The organism is Aeromonas sp. SG16 (genome assembly GCF_024436135.1).
Taxonomy (GTDB): domain Bacteria; phylum Pseudomonadota; class Gammaproteobacteria; order Enterobacterales; family Aeromonadaceae; genus Aeromonas; species Aeromonas jandaei.
Map to the genome: position 1 here is coordinate 37,178 of NZ_JANFNW010000002.1, position 19,105 is coordinate 56,282.

Annotated in this window: 20 protein-coding genes; 12 read left to right on the plus strand and 8 right to left on the minus strand. The window is 59.3% G+C overall.

The window, feature by feature from the left end:
- Positions 1-2: 2 nt before the first annotated feature.
- The 3 genes from accB to acs all read right to left on the minus strand — a co-directional run bounded on the left by accB (position 3) and on the right by acs (position 3,180).
- Entirely contained in the window at positions 3-461 is a 459-nt protein-coding gene (gene accB, locus NOM67_RS07270) for an acetyl-CoA carboxylase biotin carboxyl carrier protein (protein WP_033114124.1), read from the minus strand.
- A gap of 36 nt (positions 462-497) precedes the next feature.
- Positions 498-947 (minus strand): type II 3-dehydroquinate dehydratase, encoded by a 450-nt coding sequence (gene aroQ, locus NOM67_RS07275; protein ID WP_255935429.1) that lies wholly within the window; start codon positions 945-947, stop codon positions 498-500.
- A 286-nt stretch (positions 948-1,233) separates the two neighbouring features.
- Positions 1,234-3,180 (minus strand): acetate--CoA ligase, encoded by a 1,947-nt coding sequence (acs, locus tag NOM67_RS07280; RefSeq protein ID WP_255935430.1) that lies wholly within the window; start codon positions 3,178-3,180, stop codon positions 1,234-1,236.
- A gap of 170 nt (positions 3,181-3,350) precedes the next feature.
- Between acs and NOM67_RS07285 the strand changes: the two genes are divergently transcribed.
- Positions 3,351-3,629 (plus strand): hypothetical protein, encoded by a 279-nt coding sequence (locus NOM67_RS07285; RefSeq protein ID WP_043850100.1) that lies wholly within the window; start codon positions 3,351-3,353, stop codon positions 3,627-3,629.
- 56 nt (positions 3,630-3,685) lie between these two features.
- Here the strand turns inward: NOM67_RS07285 and NOM67_RS07290 are convergent, their stop codons facing one another.
- The 5 genes from NOM67_RS07290 to NOM67_RS07310 form a co-directional block, all read right to left on the minus strand.
- Entirely contained in the window at positions 3,686-6,091 is a 2,406-nt protein-coding gene (locus tag NOM67_RS07290) for an EAL domain-containing protein (protein WP_370689159.1), read from the minus strand.
- 187 nt (positions 6,092-6,278) lie between these two features.
- Positions 6,279-6,647, minus strand: a complete 369-nt coding sequence (locus tag NOM67_RS07295; protein ID WP_198506520.1) for a hypothetical protein — start codon at positions 6,645-6,647, stop codon at positions 6,279-6,281.
- A 4-nt stretch (positions 6,648-6,651) separates the two neighbouring features.
- Positions 6,652-7,317, minus strand: coding sequence for a molecular chaperone TorD (gene torD, locus NOM67_RS07300; protein WP_198506519.1), 666 nt, complete (start codon positions 7,315-7,317; stop codon positions 6,652-6,654).
- Positions 7,318-7,452: 135 nt separating this feature from the next.
- Positions 7,453-7,851 carry a GFA family protein gene (locus NOM67_RS07305; protein ID WP_033114131.1) on the minus strand — a complete coding sequence of 133 codons (399 nt, stop codon included), beginning with the start codon at positions 7,849-7,851 and terminating at the stop codon, positions 7,453-7,455.
- Between the two features lie 27 nt (positions 7,852-7,878).
- Entirely contained in the window at positions 7,879-8,175 is a 297-nt protein-coding gene (locus NOM67_RS07310; RefSeq protein ID WP_124241348.1) for a hypothetical protein, read from the minus strand.
- A 324-nt stretch (positions 8,176-8,499) separates the two neighbouring features.
- Here NOM67_RS07310 and glyA point away from each other — a divergent pair, with 324 nt between their 5' ends.
- The 11 genes from glyA (at position 8,500) to NOM67_RS07365 (ending at position 19,092) form a co-directional block, all read left to right on the plus strand.
- Positions 8,500-9,753, plus strand: a complete 1,254-nt coding sequence (glyA, locus tag NOM67_RS07315; protein ID WP_040068624.1) for a serine hydroxymethyltransferase — start codon at positions 8,500-8,502, stop codon at positions 9,751-9,753.
- Positions 9,754-9,832: 79 nt separating this feature from the next.
- A complete protein-coding gene (locus tag NOM67_RS07320) occupies positions 9,833-10,309 on the plus strand; it encodes a hypothetical protein (protein WP_370689160.1) in 477 nt (158 codons plus the stop codon).
- A 136-nt stretch (positions 10,310-10,445) separates the two neighbouring features.
- Positions 10,446-10,895 carry a transcriptional regulator NrdR gene (gene nrdR / locus NOM67_RS07325; protein ID WP_033114135.1) on the plus strand — a complete coding sequence of 150 codons (450 nt, stop codon included), beginning with the start codon at positions 10,446-10,448 and terminating at the stop codon, positions 10,893-10,895.
- A gap of 304 nt (positions 10,896-11,199) precedes the next feature.
- Positions 11,200-12,309 carry a bifunctional diaminohydroxyphosphoribosylaminopyrimidine deaminase/5-amino-6-(5-phosphoribosylamino)uracil reductase RibD gene (gene ribD / locus NOM67_RS07330; RefSeq protein WP_208736898.1) on the plus strand — a complete coding sequence of 370 codons (1,110 nt, stop codon included), beginning with the start codon at positions 11,200-11,202 and terminating at the stop codon, positions 12,307-12,309.
- Between the two features lie 55 nt (positions 12,310-12,364).
- On the plus strand, positions 12,365-13,018 hold the full coding sequence (locus NOM67_RS07335; protein ID WP_033114137.1) for a riboflavin synthase: 654 nt from the start codon (positions 12,365-12,367) through the stop codon (positions 13,016-13,018).
- 147 nt (positions 13,019-13,165) lie between these two features.
- On the plus strand, positions 13,166-14,275 hold the full coding sequence (gene ribBA, locus NOM67_RS07340; RefSeq protein ID WP_043850107.1) for a bifunctional 3,4-dihydroxy-2-butanone-4-phosphate synthase/GTP cyclohydrolase II: 1,110 nt from the start codon (positions 13,166-13,168) through the stop codon (positions 14,273-14,275).
- A gap of 199 nt (positions 14,276-14,474) precedes the next feature.
- Positions 14,475-14,945, plus strand: coding sequence for a 6,7-dimethyl-8-ribityllumazine synthase (gene ribE, locus NOM67_RS07345; RefSeq protein ID WP_033114139.1), 471 nt, complete (start codon positions 14,475-14,477; stop codon positions 14,943-14,945).
- A 14-nt stretch (positions 14,946-14,959) separates the two neighbouring features.
- Positions 14,960-15,373 (plus strand): transcription antitermination factor NusB, encoded by a 414-nt coding sequence (gene nusB / locus NOM67_RS07350; RefSeq protein WP_033114140.1) that lies wholly within the window; start codon positions 14,960-14,962, stop codon positions 15,371-15,373.
- A gap of 57 nt (positions 15,374-15,430) precedes the next feature.
- A complete protein-coding gene (thiL, locus tag NOM67_RS07355) occupies positions 15,431-16,390 on the plus strand; it encodes a thiamine-phosphate kinase (RefSeq protein WP_041207962.1) in 960 nt (319 codons plus the stop codon).
- Positions 16,387-16,881, plus strand: a complete 495-nt coding sequence (locus tag NOM67_RS07360) for a phosphatidylglycerophosphatase A (protein ID WP_104015577.1) — start codon at positions 16,387-16,389, stop codon at positions 16,879-16,881. Before thiL ends, NOM67_RS07360 begins: the two co-directional genes overlap by 4 nt.
- A 486-nt stretch (positions 16,882-17,367) precedes the next feature.
- Entirely contained in the window at positions 17,368-19,092 is a 1,725-nt protein-coding gene (locus NOM67_RS07365) for an ABC transporter ATP-binding protein (RefSeq protein ID WP_108571707.1), read from the plus strand.
- Positions 19,093-19,105 lie beyond the last annotated feature (13 nt).

The window sequence follows — 19,105 nt, forward strand, 5'->3', positions numbered from 1 at the left end:
CCTTATTCGATGATGAACAGCGGCTCGTCGAATTCGACGGCCTGACCATTTTCAACCAGGATCGCTTTGATCACACCGGCCTTGTCAGACTCGATTTGGTTCATCATTTTCATGGCTTCGACGATGCACAGGGTGTCGCCGACATTGACTTGCTGACCCACTTCCGCGAACGGCTTGGCATCCGGGCTGGAGGAGCGGTAGAAGGAGCCGACCATCGGGGAGCGCATCAGGTGACCGCTCGGGGTGGCATCTGCGGCCGGTGCAGCGGCAGCCGGAGCAGCAGCAACAGGGGCGGCAACCGGAGCAGCGGCCTGCGGCATGATCATCTGCGGTGCGGCAGTTACCTGACCTGCGAAGTTGCGGCTGATGCGAACGGACTCTTCACCTTCGGAGATCTCCAGTTCGGCGATGCCGGACTCTTCAACCAGTTCAATCAGCTTCTTGATTTTGCGGATATCCATTAGCATTCTCTTTCTTCTTTATCTGATCAGTGATTATCAAGCCGCGCGCAGATGGCGCACGGCCGCGGTTAAAGCGAATTGGTAGCCATCGGCCCCCAGGCCACAAATGACCCCTTTGGCGACATCAGACAGATAGGAGTGATGACGGAACGGCTCCCTGGCATGGACGTTTGTCAGGTGCACTTCGATAAAGGGGATGGCGACACCCAGCAATGCATCGCGGATGGCGACGCTGGTGTGGGTGAAGGCGGCCGGATTGATGATGATAAAATCCACCCGGCCCATGGCCTGATGGATGCGGCTGATCAATTCGTGTTCGGCGTTGGATTGCAGATGTTCCAGAGTTACACCGAGTTCGCTGGCGTTGAGCGTCAGATCGGCGACGATCTCATCAAGCGTCTTGCTGCCGTAGATACCCGGTTCCCGCTTGCCCAGCAGATTCAGATTCGGTCCGTTGAGCAAGAGAATGCGGTGATTTTGCGACATATTGAGTACATCCTCGATGATAATGCTGCTATCTATCAGCTATCTTGTGGACTACCAGAAATCTAGCCATTTTCTGCGCAAATCGGTGTGCCCTGGCACACAGATTTCGCAATTATATTGATTTCGTGAAAATTAGCAGCATTTTACTGGTCTAATCTCTACATCTGCCTATTTATTGAGCTTTCTCGCCCTGAGTGCGAGGTTCCGGTGACGCAGGCTGTTTGCACCGTTCTGAAAACATCAAAGCCGGCACAAGGCCGGCTTTGCAAGTGAGTTGGCAGAGGGATCAGGCCGCTTCCGACTTCTCGCGGATCAGCTTGTCCACCACTCCCGGATCCGCCAAGGTGGAGATATCCCCCAGACTGTCGGTCTCGCCGGTGGCGATCTTGCGCAGAATTCGCCGCATGATCTTGCCGGAACGGGTTTTTGGCAGCCCCTCGGCCCAGTGGATCACGTCTGGGGTAGCGATGGCGCCGATCTCCTTGCGAACCCACTCCTTCACCTCTTTATGCAGCTCGCGGCTCGGCTCCTCGCCGGCAATCAGGGTGACATAGGCATAGATACCCTGACCCTTGATCTCGTGCGGCACCCCCACCACCGCCGCTTCGGCGATCTTGGGATGGGCAACCAGCGCCGATTCGATTTCGGCGGTACCCATGCGGTGGCCGGAGACGTTCAGTACATCATCCACCCGTCCTGTTATCCAGTAGTAGCCATCTGCATCGCGACGGGCACCGTCGCCAGTGAAGTAGCGGCCGGGGAAGGTGGAGAAGTAGGTCTGCTCGAAGCGCTCGTGATCACCGAACACGGTGCGCATCTGACCCGGCCAGGAGTCGGTGATCACCAGATTGCCCTCGGTGGCGCCTTCCAGCGGCTCGCCCATATTGTCGAGCAGCGCCGGCTGTATGCCGAAGAACGGCTTGGTGGCTGAACCAGGCTTGAGGTCGGTCACACCGGGCAGCGGCGTAATCAGGATGCCGCCGGTTTCGGTCTGCCACCAGGTATCGACGATGGGGCAGCGCTCGTCGCCTATGGTGCGGTAGTACCACTCCCAGGCTTCCGGGTTGATGGGCTCACCTACCGAGCCCATGATGCGCAGGCTCTGGCGCGAGGTGCCGGTCACGGCCTCGGTGCCTTTGGCCATCAGGGCACGGATGGCGGTGGGGGCTGTATAGAGAATGGTGACCTGGTGTTTGTCCACCACCTGACTCATGCGGTTGGTAGCCGGGTAGTTGGGCACCCCTTCGAACATGATGGTGGTGGCACCGTTGGCAAGCGGCCCGTAGACCAGATAGGAGTGACCGGTGACCCAGCCCACATCGGCGGTACACCAGTAGATGTCCTCTTCGTGGTAGTCGAACACATATTTGAAGGTGAGGGTGGTATAGACCAGATAACCGCCGGTGGTGTGCAGCACCCCCTTGGGTTTACCGGTGGATCCGGATGTATAGAGGATAAAGAGCGGATCTTCGGCGTTCATCGCCTCCGGCGGGCAGTCACTGCTGACGGCGGCGGTCGCTTCGTGCCACCACACATCGCGATGGTTGTGCCAGGCAACATTGCCACCGGTGCGCTTGAGCACGATCACCTTGCTGACCTGGGTATCCGGGTTGGTAAGCGCTTCATCCACATTTTTCTTGAGCGGCACGGCGCGACCACCGCGCAGCCCCTCGTCAGCGGTGATGACGATGCGGGAACCGGAGTCGATGATGCGGCCGGCCAGCGCTTCCGGCGAGAAGCCGCCAAAGACGATGCTGTGTACCGCGCCGATACGGGTACAGGCCAGCATGGCGATGGCGGCCTCGGGCACCATGGGCATATAGAGGCAGACCACGTCACCGCGATGCACCCCTTGGGCTTTCAAGACGTTGGCAAACTTGCACACTTCGGCGTGCAGCTCACGGTAGGTGAGTTTGCGATCTTCGGCCGGATTGTCCCCTTCCCAGATGATGGCGACCTTGTCGCCACGCTCTGCCAAGTGGCGATCGAGGCAGTTGGCGGAGACGTTGAGCTGGCCATCTTCAAACCATTTGATGGAGACATGGCCCGGATCGTAGGAGGTGTTTTTTACCCTGGTGTAGGGTTTTATCCAGTCGAGGATTTTGCCCTGCTCACCCCAGAAGGTATCGGGATCCTCGACGGAGGCCTGATACATGGCGGCATAGTCGCCCTTGTCGAGCAGGGCACTTTTGCTGATATGGGGTTTGACCGGGTAGACCTTGCTCTCGCTCATCACTCACTCCTTTGAATACATTCTTTTAATGATTAAGTAACAACTTATACCTTTGGCGGGTGGGGGCAATTAGACTTTTGGATAGACGGCAATATTTGGTTACAGGGAAGTCGATGACAATTAATCAACGCGTCGGTAAAAAGGGGCTGGTTGATTAATTGGAGGTTGTTATGTTTTCCCTGTTGCTCTGTGCATCCCTTTGGCAGTTTGATGCGCCAGTTCCTGCTGGCGAACCTCTGAAAGAGTTCGAGATCACCCATCAGGAGGCTTCACCTGCGCTGCGGGATCGGGTGGCCGATCAGCTTGGTCATGCATGGCAGGCCAAAGATCCCGGCACCAGACTCACCTTCAGTGAACCTGCCCCCCGTTATGCTGGCGAATCACCGCTGACACGCATGCTCAATGACCGTGATGATGGTTGGGAGTCCCGCTTGCAGATTGAGTGGTAATCCGGTTGGCTGCCAGGAGGCGGATGCCTCCCGGTTGGCGATAATGACTGTCTGCACTATGAGTGCATGCGTTGATGCAGATGGTCACCCATATGGTTGACGTGTAGCGGTTTGCTGAACAGATAACCCTGTCCCTCGCCGCAGTTGAGTGATTGCAGGAAGGTATACTGGGCCCGCGTCTCGATACCCTCGGCGGTGACCTCCATATCCAGACTGTCGGCCAGATTGATGATGGTGCGGCAGAGTTCCCGGCTATTTTTGTCCTCCGGCAAGGCCTGTACGAAAGCCCGGTCGATCTTGATGCGATCGATGGGCAGGGTTTTCAGCAAACTCAGTGACGAGAAGCCTGTACCAAAGTCGTCGATGGCAATCTGCACGCCGAGGCTTTTCAGACGGGTAAAGAGATCCAGACTCTGTTCGACCCGCTGGATAATGCTCTCTGTCACCTCGATCTCCAGCCGCTGTGGCGGAAATCCCGTCTCGCTCAGAATGGCCGCTACCCGCTCCACATAGCCGGGAGATCGCATCTCCCGCACGGATACGTTGACTGACATCCGGGGGACTGGCAGGCCGGCGGCCAGCCAAGCCTGGCCTTGCTCGCAGGCATGGCGCATCACCCACTCGCCAATTTTTTCGATGAGGCCGCACTCCTCGGCAACCGGAATAAAACGGGCCGGGTTGATCATCCCTTCATTCGGGTGTTGCCAGCGTAGCAGGGCCTCCAGACCACTCAGGTGACCATCGTTCAGATCTGTCATGGGTTGATAGAAGATACAGAGCTGTTCCAGCTCCATCGCCTTGAGCAACCCCTGTTCAATCTGCATCCGTTCACGGGCCCGCGCCGCCATGCTCGGGGTGTAAAACTGATAACCGTTGCGTCCCTGGCTTTTGGCTTCATACATGGCGCTGTCTGCCGCGCTGACCAGATTTTCCGGTGTTTCCGCATGATCCGGATACATGGCAATGCCGATACTGGCCGAAATGGCGACCAGTTCATGGTCCAGCTCTACCGGTTCGCGCAGCACGGCGAGCAGCGTATTGGCCAGAGCAGACAGTTCGTCGGGATGTTCCAGATAGGGAATGAGTACCAGAAATTCATCACCTCCCAGCCGGGTCGCCAGATCGTTTTGCTGCAGGCAGCCGTTGATCCGTTCGGCCAGCCGCTTGAGCAGTTGATCGCCGACCCCATGGCCCAGGCTGTCGTTGATCAGCTTGAAGCCATCAAGATCGATGAAAAGCAGCCCGAGGCGAGTGTGATTGAGTTGCGCTGTTTTGAGTTCAAGGGCCAGCCGCTCTTGCAGCAGATGGCGGTTGCCAAGTTCGGTCAGCGTATCGTGATAGGCAAGGTGGTTCAGTTCCGCCTCTACCTTGCGGATAGCGCTGATGTCGGAGAGGGCAATCACATAATGCGTCGTGTTGTTGAAACTGTCATAGACGGCGCTGATCTGCTGCCAGGAGGAGAAGTAGCTGCCATCCTTGCGCAGGCAGACCATCTCGCCATGCCAGGCGTGGTTGCCGGGACGCAGGTTATGCCAGGGATAGTCATGCTCCATGTAGCGCCTTGGGTGCATGATGATGTCTGGCGTTCGTCCCGTCACTTCCTCGGCATCATACTGGGTCAGCATGGTAAAGGCCGGGTTGACCGAAATGATACGCTGCTCGCTGTCGAGGATGATGATCCCCTCAGCCGTGGTATCGAACACCACGTTGGCCTGATGAAGCCGCTCCTCCTGGCGACGACGGGCAGTGGCATTGTGGATCACACCCATCACTCGTTGACCGACTGACTCGGTGGCGGGCACATGGTCGGCATGAATATCGACCCAGTGACGCTCTTGCTGGGGGTTGAGATAACTCAGTGTGAGGTGGATGGGCTCCCGCCCCAGCAGGGCCGACTTGAGCTGGCGTGCAGATTCAGGTTCAAAGCAGTCGACAAATGTCTGCAAGCCCCCGCGAAAGCGGTTGGCCGGAATACCGAGCAGAGTCTCAATCTGACCTTCAAACAGCATGCGATCTTCTTCTACATGCCACTCCCACACTCCTATCTGGGCAGCTCGCATCGCCAGTTGCAGACGCTGCTCGGTTTCGTACTGCTCGGTGATGTCGCGCACAATGGCGAGAATGCCGCTCAGCTCTCCTTGCTCATCGCGCATCGGACTGTAAGTGGCCTGCCAGCGACGATAGTTGCTGTCGTGGGCTGCAGTCTGGCCAGTGATGGCGATATCGACGTAGGGAATGCCGCTGCGCATGATCTGCTGAAACATGGGCTCCAGAGTCGGTGCCAGTTTCGGAACGACCTCCCGCAGGTGTTTGCCCTGATGCTCCTCGATGGTTTTGCCATTGATGTCGGCCAGCACCTGATTGACCTTGCGATAGCGGAACTCCCGATCGAACACGCCGATACCCAGCGGGGCTGTGCCCATGAGCTGCTCCAGTACCGAATGATCGGAGAGCTGTGTCATGAGAGCATCGGTATCGTTGCTGAGAGGTTTTCTGTCCATGATGGCCCCGACATTGACTTATCTGTCATTAACATCGTCTTTGAGTATGGCACGAACTCTCTGACGGGGAGCCAGGCGAGATAGTTACAGCCATACAACGAGCAAGGGGATTGACAGAAATAGAGGCAGGTTATTGAAAGAAAAAGGTTTATCCCTTCTGGCGGCCAAAGGCCTGAACGCCGCGCACAAACACCAGCCAGCCTAGCAGGTGGAAAGGCAGGGCCAGCGCATAGAGTTGCAGCCAGTGGGCACTGCTGCCGCTGCTCTGGATGAAGTCAATCCAGGCGGCCAGTAGGGCCAGCATGCCAGCGATCTGGAAGCGGCGGCGCAGCACCACTTCGACGCCGAGGTTGGAGAGGTAGAGGGTCAGCAGGATGCCGGCAAAGCCGGTGAGCTGGGCAGTACCGTAGAGCTCGCGATCCGGATTGAACAGCAGGGCAACGAGAGGGGTAATGCCCTGATCCTGCGGGATCAGGGCCAACAGCCAGCATGCAATGAGAAGCAGGGCTGTTTTCATCGGCTTAGCTGGCCTGGGCCGGCTTGACCAGAGTCAGGTAGTTGGCATCCATCTTGAGGAATACTCCCAGCAGACGGGCACTGGCGCCGTAAAAGCCAAACTGGTCGGCGGCGCGACAGGCACTCTCGAACTTGTCGAACCAGCCCAGCAGGTGGCCGTGCAGCAGCGCTTCCTGTTCGTCGAGCCAGTTTTCCCGCTCGGCTGCACTCTTTGCTTCGGCCGCGCGGATGATGAGATTGCCCATCAGATCCAGCTCGATGGCGAGATGGTCGGCAGGCTCTTTGTATTTGTCGCTGACATTGATGCCGAGGCGATCGAGGCGGGCCTGCATCTCGGCCATCGGGGCTTGCATCAGCAACTTGGCCTCGCCACGGTAGAGAGACTCGTAGGGCAGGGCACCCAGCTTGGGATCCACCAAAAACAGGCCAGCGAAGTCGGCGGCGAGTTCCTGTTGGCGAGCCGGGCGCACCAGCAGGCGGGCGATGGCATCATTGAGTTCGGCCACTGCTTCGCGCATCGGATCCAGGGTCGAGAGGCTTTTCAGGAAGCTTCGCACATCATAGGTGTCATATTCGGCGATCTGCTCATCACTGAGTTCAGCGGCGAACAGGGTGGAGAACCACCAGTAGAGTTCGGCCCGGCGTTCGCTGGTAGCCATAAAGTCCTGCATTTTTCCTCCGTGGATGGCAATCGGGAGCCTTGATGGCCCCCGATTCTAACGACTTTAAAAATAAAGGAAACTTCATGGGGTGGTTTCGGTGACTCCAGCCAGCCGGGCACAGAGGGTGCAGGCTGGCGGTTCTGTTCAGGGGCGGGTCTCGAACTGCGGACAATCATCGCCAATCTGATGCCAGGGCGCTTTGGAGCCGACAAAAATGTGGAAGTTGGGGCTCTGGGTCGGCACATCGTCGAGGATCCCCAGCCGCAAGTTGATCTTGCCGCTGCTCTGCTTTTCGCTAAAAAGGCTGGATCCGCAATTGCGGCAGAAGGCGAGGGTGGTTTCGGCCGATTTGCGGTAGCGGGTCAGCGCCTCCTCGCCCTGTGTGACGGTGACCTTGCTGCCATCCAGTCCGCCGACGGAGGCATAGTCGGAGCCGGAAAACTTGCGGCACTCCGAGCAGTGGCAGTTGCCCATGTAGTCGAACTGGTCAGGCAGGGTGAGGTGAATGGCTCCACAGAGGCAGCTGGCGTGTAACTGTTTCATTATCTGTTCCTTGTGCCATTTGGCACATCAGAGAGAGTGGGGATCGTCATCGCGAAAGAGCACCTGCTTGCACTTGGCGCAGACCCATTCGCGGCGATAATCTGCCAGATGTACCAGCCCCACTTCCATCAATTCGTGATGGCCGCAGTGGTGACAGAAGATGATGTCGCCATCGACCGCCTCCGGGTGGATCGCCAGATACTCCATCTTTGTCGGGAGCTCCTCCCACGCGCTGGTGGGGATATGCTTGCGCTGGCTGGTGTAGTAGACCCAGTAAAACAGAAAAAAGATCGCCAGGATCAGAAAGGTGAGCAGATGGTCCATCTTCAATTCCTCCGGTTAGGTGCAGCCCCTCGGATGCATGGCTGCAATCAGCTCCATCATGATGAAATTTGTTTCGAATGAAGATGTTACCGGAAGGCTAACGGGATCGTTGTGATCCCCTTCGGGTTTTGCCCAGTCAAAGAGCAGGGTTGAATGAGACTTTTTGAGTCACGATTGCAGGCTGGGGCAGGCAGACACTCCTGATTTTTACAACATAAATTCAACATTTTTTTAGGTGGTTGGACTGTCTCTTTGATCCAGCTCACGTTACAATGCGCGGGCCCACTTCACCTATCGCGCAAACGATTTTCAGGAGAGAAACGGATGTTGAAACGTGACATGACCATCGCCAATTATGATCCGCAATTGTGGCAGGCCATCACAGACGAAACCCGTCGTCAGGAAGAGCATATCGAGCTGATTGCGTCCGAGAACTACACCAGCCCCCGTGTCATGGAAGCCCAGGGCTCCCAGCTGACCAACAAGTACGCCGAAGGTTACCCCTCCAAGCGTTACTACGGTGGTTGCGAGTATGTGGATGTGGTTGAAACCCTGGCTATCGAGCGCGCCAAAGAGCTGTTTGGTGCCACCTACGCCAACGTGCAGCCGCACTCCGGCTCCCAGGCCAACAGCGCCGTCTACATGGCCCTGCTGCAACCGGGCGACACCGTGCTGGGGATGAACCTGGCCCACGGCGGTCACCTGACCCACGGCTCCCCGGTCAACTTCTCCGGCAAGCTGTACAACATCATCCCCTACGGTATCGATGAGTCCGGCAAGATCGACTACGACGACATGGAACGTCAGGCTGTCGAGCACAAGCCGAAGATGATGATCGGTGGCTTCTCCGCCTACTCCGGCATCGTTGACTGGGCCCGCATGCGTGAAATCGCCGACAAGGTCGGTGCCTACCTGTTCGTCGACATGGCTCACGTGGCTGGTCTGATCGCCGCTGGCGTCTACCCGAACCCGGTGCCCCACGCTCACGTGGTCACCTCCACCACCCACAAGACCCTGGCTGGTCCGCGCGGTGGTCTGATCCTCTCCGCCGCTGACGACGAGGAGCTCTACAAGAAGCTCAACTCCGCCGTCTTCCCGGGTGGTCAGGGTGGCCCGCTGATGCACGTCATCGCCGGTAAAGCCGTTGCCTTCAAAGAGGCGCTGGAGCCCGAGTTCAAGACCTATCAGGCTCAGGTCGTGAAAAACGCCAAGGCGATGGCCGCTACCTTCATCGAGCGCGGTTACAAGATCGTCTCCGGCGGTACCGACAACCACCTGATGCTGGTTGACCTGATCGGTCGCGAGCTGACCGGTAAGGATGCTGACGCTGCGCTGGGCAAAGCCAACATCACCGTCAACAAGAACTCCGTGCCCAACGACCCGCGCTCCCCGTTCGTCACCTCCGGTGTGCGGATCGGTACCCCGGCCATCACCCGCCGCGGTTTCAAGGAAGCCGAGTCCATCGAGCTGACCCACTGGATCTGCGACGTACTGGACAACCACGACAACGATGCCGTGCTGGCCACCGTACGCGAGAAGGTGCTGGATATCTGCCGCCGCTTCCCGGTCTATGGCTGATAAGTCAGACCATCCGGTTTGAGACCAATGCCACCCTCGGGTGGCATTGTTTTTTATGGCGTTGGGCAACAGGGGAGGGATGAGATTGAACCGTGAAGAGAAGATGCAGAGCGAAGAGGCTCACTCCTGCACAGAGCGGGACAAGGCGCAGGAGGCGGAGCTTCGGCTGGCAATCCGCGCCCAGTATCACTTTCGCGCCAGTGAGCAGGGGCTGCTGGCATGGGATGTGCGGCGGCTGGTGCGACTGAGCCGTGATCTGCCGCGGCAGGCGGTGGCATTGAGCGACATTGCCGAGCTCGACCGCGATCACTGGTACGGTCATGGCAGCGCCACTCCCACGGTGCGCAGTGTGGTCGAGCACTGCCAGCTCATCATGGCGGCGGATCTCGCCTATCCGATCATTCTCGACAGCGCCGGTCGGGTGATGGATGGCATGCACAGGATCGGCAAGGCGCTGCTGCTGGGCCACAGCCATATCGATGCGGTGCGGTTTGTGGTCGATCCTGCCCCCGATTATCAGGATTGCGATCCCGATAGCCTGCCTTATGACGACTGAGCTGCCCCCTGGCGATAACGACCAGAAAAATCACGCTTTTGCGCTTTTTACCGCGGTTGGATGGCCGTGCTACACTGGCCGACCTAACACCCGCACCTGTTGGCGGGTGCCCCGTTTTGTTAACGCCGGAGGTCAGATGCATTGCCCTTTCTGTAGTGCCGTTGATACCAAGGTGATCGATTCCCGTCTGGTGGCCGAAGGCCATCAGGTGCGCCGCCGTCGCGAATGCCTGCTCTGTCACGAGCGTTTTACCACCTTCGAGATGGCTGAGCTGGTGATGCCACGGGTCATCAAGTCCAACGGCTCGCGCGAGCCGTTCAACGAGGACAAGCTGCGGGCCGGTATCCTGCGGGCGCTGGAGAAGCGTCCGGTGAGCATGGAAGCCATCGAAAAGGCGGTCAACCACATCAAGTCACGCCTGCGCGCCACCGGAGAGCGGGAAGTTGCCTCCCAGCTGGTGGGCAATCTGGTGATGGATGAGCTCAAGGGATTGGACAAGGTGGCCTATATCCGCTTTGCCTCCGTCTATCGCAGCTTTGAAGATATCCGCGAGTTTGGCGAAGAGATCGCCAAGCTGGAGAAGTAACGACTGCATGCCCCTCCCGGATCGGAGGGGGTATGACCGGCCGGTGCCGCCACGCTGGCTGCCGGCTGGCAAATGGACTGTTACGCCAGTGAAACATCCAAGCTTAGCGTTGTTTCGCTGGTGAAAAAATTTGAGGGCGTGTGACCGCAACCTGCGAGTCGGCGCCTGCCGTCATGGCGGGAAATGCCATGGCCGATCTGCCCGATGTTGTTGGCGAGAAGCTGGTGAGCTGCAAGAGATAAGAGAACGCAACTCATCAGATTGCTGCACCACACGGGATACGTTGCTGGAAACAGGAGCCCGGATGTTTAGTCAAGATGATTACCAATGGATGAGTCGGGCCCTCGAGCTGGCCCGTCGCGGCCGGTACACCACGGCTCCCAACCCCTGCGTCGGCGCCGTGCTGGTGAAAGATGGTGTGGTGGTTGGCGAAGGGTGGCATCAGAAGGCGGGCGAGCCCCATGCCGAGGTCTACGCCCTGCGCGCCGCCGGTGACAACGCCCGTGGCGCCACCGCCTATGTGACTCTCGAACCCTGCTCCCACCACGGCCGTACTCCTCCCTGCGCCGAAGCGCTGATCAACGCCGGAGTGGCCCGGGTGGTGGCGGCCATGGTCGATCCCAATCCCCAGGTGGGTGGACGTGGCCTGCGCATGCTCTCCGAAGCGGGCATCAAGACCGATTTCGGCTTGCTTGCGAGCGAAGCGGAAGCGCTCAACCCGGGCTTTTTCAAGCGGATGCGGACCGCCTTCCCGCGGGTGACCGTCAAGCTGGGGGCCAGTCTCGATGGCCGCACCGCCATGGCCAGCGGCGAGAGCCAGTGGATCACCTCCCCGGATGCGCGCCGCGATGTGCAACGACTGCGGGCCCGTCACGATGCGGTGCTCTCCAGCGCCGAGACGGTGCTGGCCGATAACGCATCCCTGACCGTGCGCTGGGACGAGCTGCCCCCCTCGGTCAAGGCGAGCTACCCCAAAGAGACCCTGCGCCAGCCGCTGCGAGTTATCGTCGATTCGCAAAACCGGCTCACCCCCGACTTGCCGCTGTTCCAGAGCGAGAGCCCGGTGTTGCTGGCCCGCCACAAGGCATCCGGCGAGTGGCCCGCGTGGGTGCAGCAGCTGGAGCTGCCGCTGCTGGATGGCAAGCTGGATCTGGTCAGCCTCTTCATGCTGCTGGCCAAGCAGAACGTCAATTCGGTACTGGTCGAGGCGGGGCCGCGCCTGTGCGGCGCTCTGCTGGAAAAAGGGCTGGTGGATGAGCTGGTGCTCTATCAGGCGCCCAAACTGATGGGCGACGAGGGGCGTGGCCTGTTCCATCTGCCCGGCCTGACCCGGCTGTTCCAGGCGCCCAAGCTCGCCATCAAGGATGTGCGCATGGTGGGGCCAGATATTCGCATTACCGCCAAAATAGCCTGATCTTTCAATGTTCAAGGGGGCAGCAGCTGCCCCCGTCATCAGCAAGGTGATCTGCATGTTTACCGGAATTATCGAAGCGGTGGGGACCCTGGCCGAACTGCGTCGTCAGGGGGAGGACATGGCCCTCACCGTCCATGCCCCGGGCCTGGATTTTAGCGACGTCAAGCTGGGCGACTCCATCGCCACCAACGGCGTCTGCCTCACCGTCGTGGCACTGGGCGACAAGAGCTATACCGCCGATGTGTCGCTGGAAACCCTCTCCCGTACCGGCTTTGCCGCCGCCAGAGTGGGCGATCGGGTCAACCTCGAGAAGGCGCTGATGCCCACCTCCCGTCTCGGCGGCCATCTGGTCTCCGGCCATGTGGACGGGGTAGGGGAAGTGAAAAGCGTCTCCAGCAGCGGCCGCGCCATCGAGTACTGGATCAAGGCGCCGGGGGAGCTCTCCCGCTACATCGCCGAGAAAGGTTCCATTGCGGTGGATGGCATCAGCCTCACCGTCAACGCGGTGCAGGGCGACCTGTTCCGCCTGACGATCGTGCCCCACACCGCGCAGGAGACCACCATCGCCAGCTGGAAGCCGGGTCACAAGGTCAACCTCGAGGTCGATCAGATCGCCCGTTATCTGGAGCGATTGATGATGGGCAAGAGTCAGGAGAGCAGCGCCTCCACCCTGACTCTGGACAAGCTGGCCAAGGCCGGTTTTCTCTGATGGTCGGGGTGTTGGCCCCGACCAAAACGATTTTCTGTGATCCCGCTCCGATTGAAATGGGGCCATGCGCCCCAATCTAGAGCAGCATATCTCGCATTCCCGTTGAGCCTGCGGGCTCAATCCCCAAATAGACAGATGGAGTAGCCCATGGCGCTGAGCACAACCCAGGAAATCATTGCCGACATCAAGGCTGGCAAGATGGTGATCCTGATGGATGACGAAGACAGGGAGAACGAAGGGGACCTCATCATGGCCGCCTCCTGTGTCCGTCCGGAGGATATCAACTTCATGGCCCGCTACGGCCGTGGCCTCATCTGCCTGACCCTGACCCGGGATCGCTGCAAGCAATTGGCGCTGCCGCTGATGGTGGATCGCAATAATGCCCAGTTCTCCACCGCCTTCACCGTCTCCATCGAGGCGGCAGAAGGGGTGACCACAGGTATCTCCGCCGCCGATCGCGCGGTGACCGTGCAGGCCGCTGTGGCGGCCAATGCCAAGGCGGCCGATCTGGTGCAGCCGGGCCACATCTTCCCGCTGATGGCGCAGGATGGCGGCGTGCTGACCCGTGCCGGCCACACCGAAGCGGGCTGCGATCTGGCCCGTCTGGCCGGTTTCGAGCCTGCCGCCGTCATCGTCGAGATCCTCAATGAAGATGGCACCATGGCGCGTCGTCCTGACCTGGAGATCTTCGCCGAGGAGCACGGCATCAAGCTCGGCACCATCGCCGACCTTATCGAGTACCGCAACCAGCACGAGACCACGGTCGAGAAGGTGGCCGAGTGCAAGCTGCCCACCGAGTTTGGCGAGTTTGACCTCATCACCTTCCGCGACACCATCGACAATCAGGTGCACTTTGCCCTGAAAAAGGGTGAGGTACAGGCCGATCAGCCGACCCTGGTGCGGGTGCACCTGCACGATGTGTTGAGCGATCTGCTGCTGACCGATCGCCACGCTGCCCGCAGCTGGCCGCTGCCCAAATCCATGGCCCGCATCGCTGACGAGGGCGGTGTGCTGGTGATTTTGGGGGCGGAAGCCCATGGCGCCGAGCTGCTGGCCCGGGTCAAGGGTTTTGAAGCCGCCGACAAGGGGCTGGCGCCGGAAGGAGCCAAGTGGCAGGGGACTTCGCGCCGGGTGGGGGTTGGTTCCCAGATCCTCAAGGCCCTTGGCGTAAGCAAGATGCGCCTGTTGAGCTCGCCGAAGAAGTACCATGCCCTCGGCGGTTTCGGTCTGGAAGTGGTTGAATACATAGGCGAATAAACGCTACAGCTTCGGCTTGCAGAGGGCGTTATCCGTCCTCGGCAAGCCGTGGCGTATGCCGGCGCATGACCACGCCGGCCCGTTGAATTGGCGATCATGGCCGCTCGTTGCGGCCATGGTTTTTGTCGTGGGTCTGTTGTGCTAGAATGTGCGCACTTTTGACTCCGGCCCTTTTGCTTTCACAGATACAGGATTTCCAATGAAGGTTATCGAAGGAAACATTGCCGCTCCCGAGGCGCGCGTTGCCATTGTCGTTGCCCGTTTCAACAGCTTCATCAACGACAGCCTGGTGAGTGGTGCAGTAGACGTACTGAAGCGTCAAGGTCAAGTGCAGGACAGCAATCTGACTCTGGTGAAAGTACCGGGCGCAGTTGAAATGCCGCTGGTTATCAAGAAGCTGGCCAAGAGCGGCAAATATGACGCCATCGTGGCGGTCGGTACTGTCATCCGTGGCGGCACCTACCACTTCGATCTGGTGGCAAACGAGAACAGCAAAGGCATGGCCCAGGTGATGATGGAGTATGAAATCCCCGTCGCCTTCGGCGTGCTGACTACCGAAAACATTGAACAAGCCATCGAGCGTGCAGGTACCAAGGCGGGTAACAAGGGTGCAGAGGCTGCACTGGCAGCGCTTGAAATGATCAACGTCCTGAAAGAACTGGACGTGTAACGAGGAGAAATGCATTGAAACCGTCTGAGCGCCGTAAAGCCCGTCATTGCGCCACCCAGGCCATCTACCAGTGGCAGATGACCAAGGCCAACGTGGGTGACATCGAAGAGCAGTTCAAGATTGATCAGGACACCAAGGGTGTAGACCTGAACTACTTCCGCGATCTGCTGTTCGGGGTATCGCTCCACTGCAACGAGCTGGACAAGGTCTTCGCACCTTTCCTCTCCCGTCCGCTGGAAGAAGTGGACATGGTGGACAAGGCGATCCTGCGTCTGGCGACCTACGAGCTGACCCGTCGTGATGATGTGCCGCCGCGCGTGGTCATCAACGAAGCGATCGAGCTGGCCAAAGCTTTTGCTGCCGATGACAGCCACAAGTTTGTCAACGGTGTACTGGACAAGGTGATCAAGTCGCTGGACAAGCGCTGATAGCTGCGTTCATCAGCATCTAATAGAGGAGCCAGCTTATCGCTGGCTTTTTACTGTATGGGTGAATTCGAGCTGATTGATAAGTACTTCAAGGTTCCCCACGCCCGCAAGGACGTGGTGATGGGCCCTGGAGATGACTGCGCCCTGCTGACCCTGCCCCCCGACACCCAGCTGGCGGTGAGCACGGATACCCTGGTCAGCGGCGTGCACTTCTTCCCCGACATGGATCCTGTCGATCTCGGCTACAAGGCGCTGGCGGTCAATCTCTCCGATCTCGCCGCCATGGGCGCCGAACCGCGCTGGGTCTCGCTGGCGCTGACCCTGCCGGCCATCAACGAGAGCTGGGTCGCCGGCTTTGCCGAAGGATTCCTGGAGCTCGCCGAGTACTACAACGTGGCGCTGGTGGGCGGGGACATGACCCGCGGGCCGCTCTCCATCACGGTGTCGGTCAAGGGATCGGTGCCTGCCGGTCGCGCCCTGATGCGCAGCGGTGCCAAAGCCGGTGACGGCATCTATGTGACCGGCACTCTGGGGGATGCCGCCCTGGCGCTCTCCCACCTGCTGGGCAAACGCACCCTCAACGAGAACCAGCTGGCGGCCGTGCTGCCGCGCCTCGACCACCCCCATCCCCGCATTCTGGCCGGACAGGCACTGCGCGGACTGGCGGGCAGTGCGCTGGATCTCTCCGACGGGCTGGCATCGGATCTCGGCCATATCCTCAAGGCGTCCGGTGTGCGGGCCCAGATCGATCTCGATCTGCTGCCGCTCTCGCCGGTGCTGCAGGATGCGGTGAGCGAGCAGGATGCGTGGCAGCTGGCGCTGGCCGGCGGCGATGACTACGAGCTCTGCTTTACCGTGCCGCAGGAGCATCACGGTGCGCTTGATACCGCGCTGGCCCACAGCGGGGTCAAGTTTACCCGTATCGGCCGCATCGTGGCGGGTGAACCGGGCATCGAGTACCTGCGTGGCGAGCAGCCGGTCGAGCTGCAACTGAAAGGGTGGGATCACTTCGCATGAGTCTGTTCATGATAAAGCCCGAGCTGAAACGACTGGATCTGAAGAACCCGCTCCACTTTCTGGCGGTGGGCTTTGGCTCCGGTCTCTCCCCCAAAGCGCCGGGTACCATGGGAACGATCGCCGCCATCCCGCTCTACCTGCTGGTGAGTGGGCTGCCGACCTCCTGGTTTATCGCCCTGCTGGTGGTGGGGTTCCTGATCGGTATCCGCATCTGCCAGAGCGCCACCGATGCCATCGGCATGCCGGATCACGGCGCCATCGTCTGGGACGAGGTGATCGGCTTTGGCGTCACCATGATAGCTGCGCCGGCCGGTTGGGAGTGGGTACTGGCGGGCTTCCTGCTGTTTCGCCTGTTCGATGTGCTCAAGCCCTGGCCCATCTCCTGGTTTGATCGCCGTATCCACGGCGGCCTTGGCATCATGCTGGACGATCTGATCGCCGCTCTGTTCGCCCTCATTTGTATGCAATTACTGGCCGCCTGGCTCGCTTGATTGCCCTCTTCCGGGGAGTGACTGTTACAGCACTCCCCGATTTATATCTGCCTAATTTTCATTCATCGGCATATGCTGCCGCATATCATCCATTTCACATAAATATTCACTACTCATTCGGGGCCTTACCGCGAATGGAGAATAGTGATAAATGCTGCTTGTTGCGTTCTTGTTGAAATTAAAGTAATGCTAGCGGTAGGTATATGGATATGCGGGCCGTTTTTGTGACTATAGTCATCATTTTTCGCTATGGAAATGGTGGTTATCTGCGCAAAACATTGCGGAATTGTATAACTCAATCATTTACACCCGTGGGCAAACCGTCTAATTTACTCGCGGGTTATTCCAAAAAAATGCAAAAAACCCGCCCGGATCGCTGGTTTAACTGCTACACGGATTGAGCATTAATTGCCCTGAGCAGCACCGGCATCTGCGGCCGATTTATGGACGAATTATTTGGGACGGATGTCCCCCGCAGAGGTAAACATGTCCTTGCTCGAAGTAAAGAACTTGCGGATCGAGTATCCCTCCCGCTACGGGGTACTGGCCGCAGTGAAGGATCTCTCTTTCTCCATCGAAAAAGGGGAGATTGTCGGCGTCGTGGGTGAGTCCGGTGCTGGCAAATCCACCATCGGCAACGCCGTCATCGATCTCCTGAGCCCGCCCGGTCGCATCGCCCGCGGCGATATCTACCTCAATGGCGAGCTTATCTCCGGCAAGAGCCAGAACGAGATGCGGGCTATCCGTGGTTCACGCATCGGTTTTATCTTTCAGGATCCGATGACCTCCCTCAACCCGCTGTTCACCGTTGAGCATCAGCTGGTCGAGACCATTCTGGCCAACACCGATTTGTCACGCGAAGCGGCCTTTGCCAAGGCGCTGGATCTGATGAAGGCGGTGGGGATCCCGAGCCCGGAGCTGCGCATCAAGCAGTATCCGCACCAGTTCTCCGGTGGCATGCGCCAGCGGGTGGTGATTGCCATCGCCCTCTCCGGCGATCCTGAACTCATCATCGCCGACGAGCCGACCACGGCGCTGGACGTCTCCATCCAGGATCAGATCCTCCAGCTTATCCGCACCCTCTGCAAGGAGCGTCAGGTGGGCTGCATGCTGGTGACCCACGACATGGGCGTGGTCTCCAACGTCACCGACAAGGTGGCGGTGATGTATCGCGGCGATCTGGTGGAGTTTGGCCGCACCGAACAGGTGCTGGGCAGCCCCAATCACCCCTATACCCGCAGCCTCATCTCGGCGGTGCCCCGCTCGGATGTGAAGCTGGTGCGCTTCCCGCTGGTCTCATATATCGAGGATGCCAGCGCGCCGGATACCAATATCGACCTAAAGACCCACTGGCTCGGTCAGAGTCAGGACGAGCGTGCCTATGAAGGGGCGCTGCTGCGGGTGGAGAACGTCGATCTGAAGTTTGTCACCAAGGACTCCATCTTCCCGAGTCGCCGCCAGTATGTGCGTGCCTGCAACAACATCAGCTTCGAGATCTTCGAGGGTGAAACCTTCGGTCTGGTGGGGGAGTCGGGCTCAGGTAAATCGACCATTGCCCGCGCCATCACCGGTCTCTATCCGCCTGATACAGGCAAAATCGTCTTTGAGGGGATCGATCTGACAGCCCTCAAGAGCGAGCGCGAGCGCCGCCCTCTGCGTCGCCAGATGCAGATGGTGTTCCAGAACCCCTACTCCTCGATGAACCCGCGGATGAAGGTGCGCGACATCATCGCCGAGCCGATCCGCTTCCATCAGCTGGCGAGCAGCGAGAGCCAGATCGAGGGGATTGTCGGGGATCTGTTGGATCACGTCGGTCTTGGCCGCGGAGCCGGGGTCAAGTATCCCCACGAGTTCTCCGGTGGTCAGCGTCAGCGCATCTCCATTGCCCGTGCGCTGGCGACCCGCCCCCGTTTTCTCATCTGCGACGAGCCGACCTCGGCGCTGGATGTGTCGGTACAGGCCCAGATCCTCAACCTGCTCAAGGATCTGCAGCAGGAGCTCAAGCTCACCATGCTGTTCATCAGCCACGATCTGCCGGTGATCCGCCAGATGTGCGACCGCATCGGGGTGATGCAGCACGGTCATCTGGTGGAAGTGGCCGAGACCGAGAAACTGTTTACCAATGCCGAGCATGAGTACAGCCGCAAGCTGATCTCCCTCATGCCGGAGTTCAAGGGAATGTCCCGTGAGGGGCTGGAAATCGCAAGCTAGGAGAGCGCCGGTG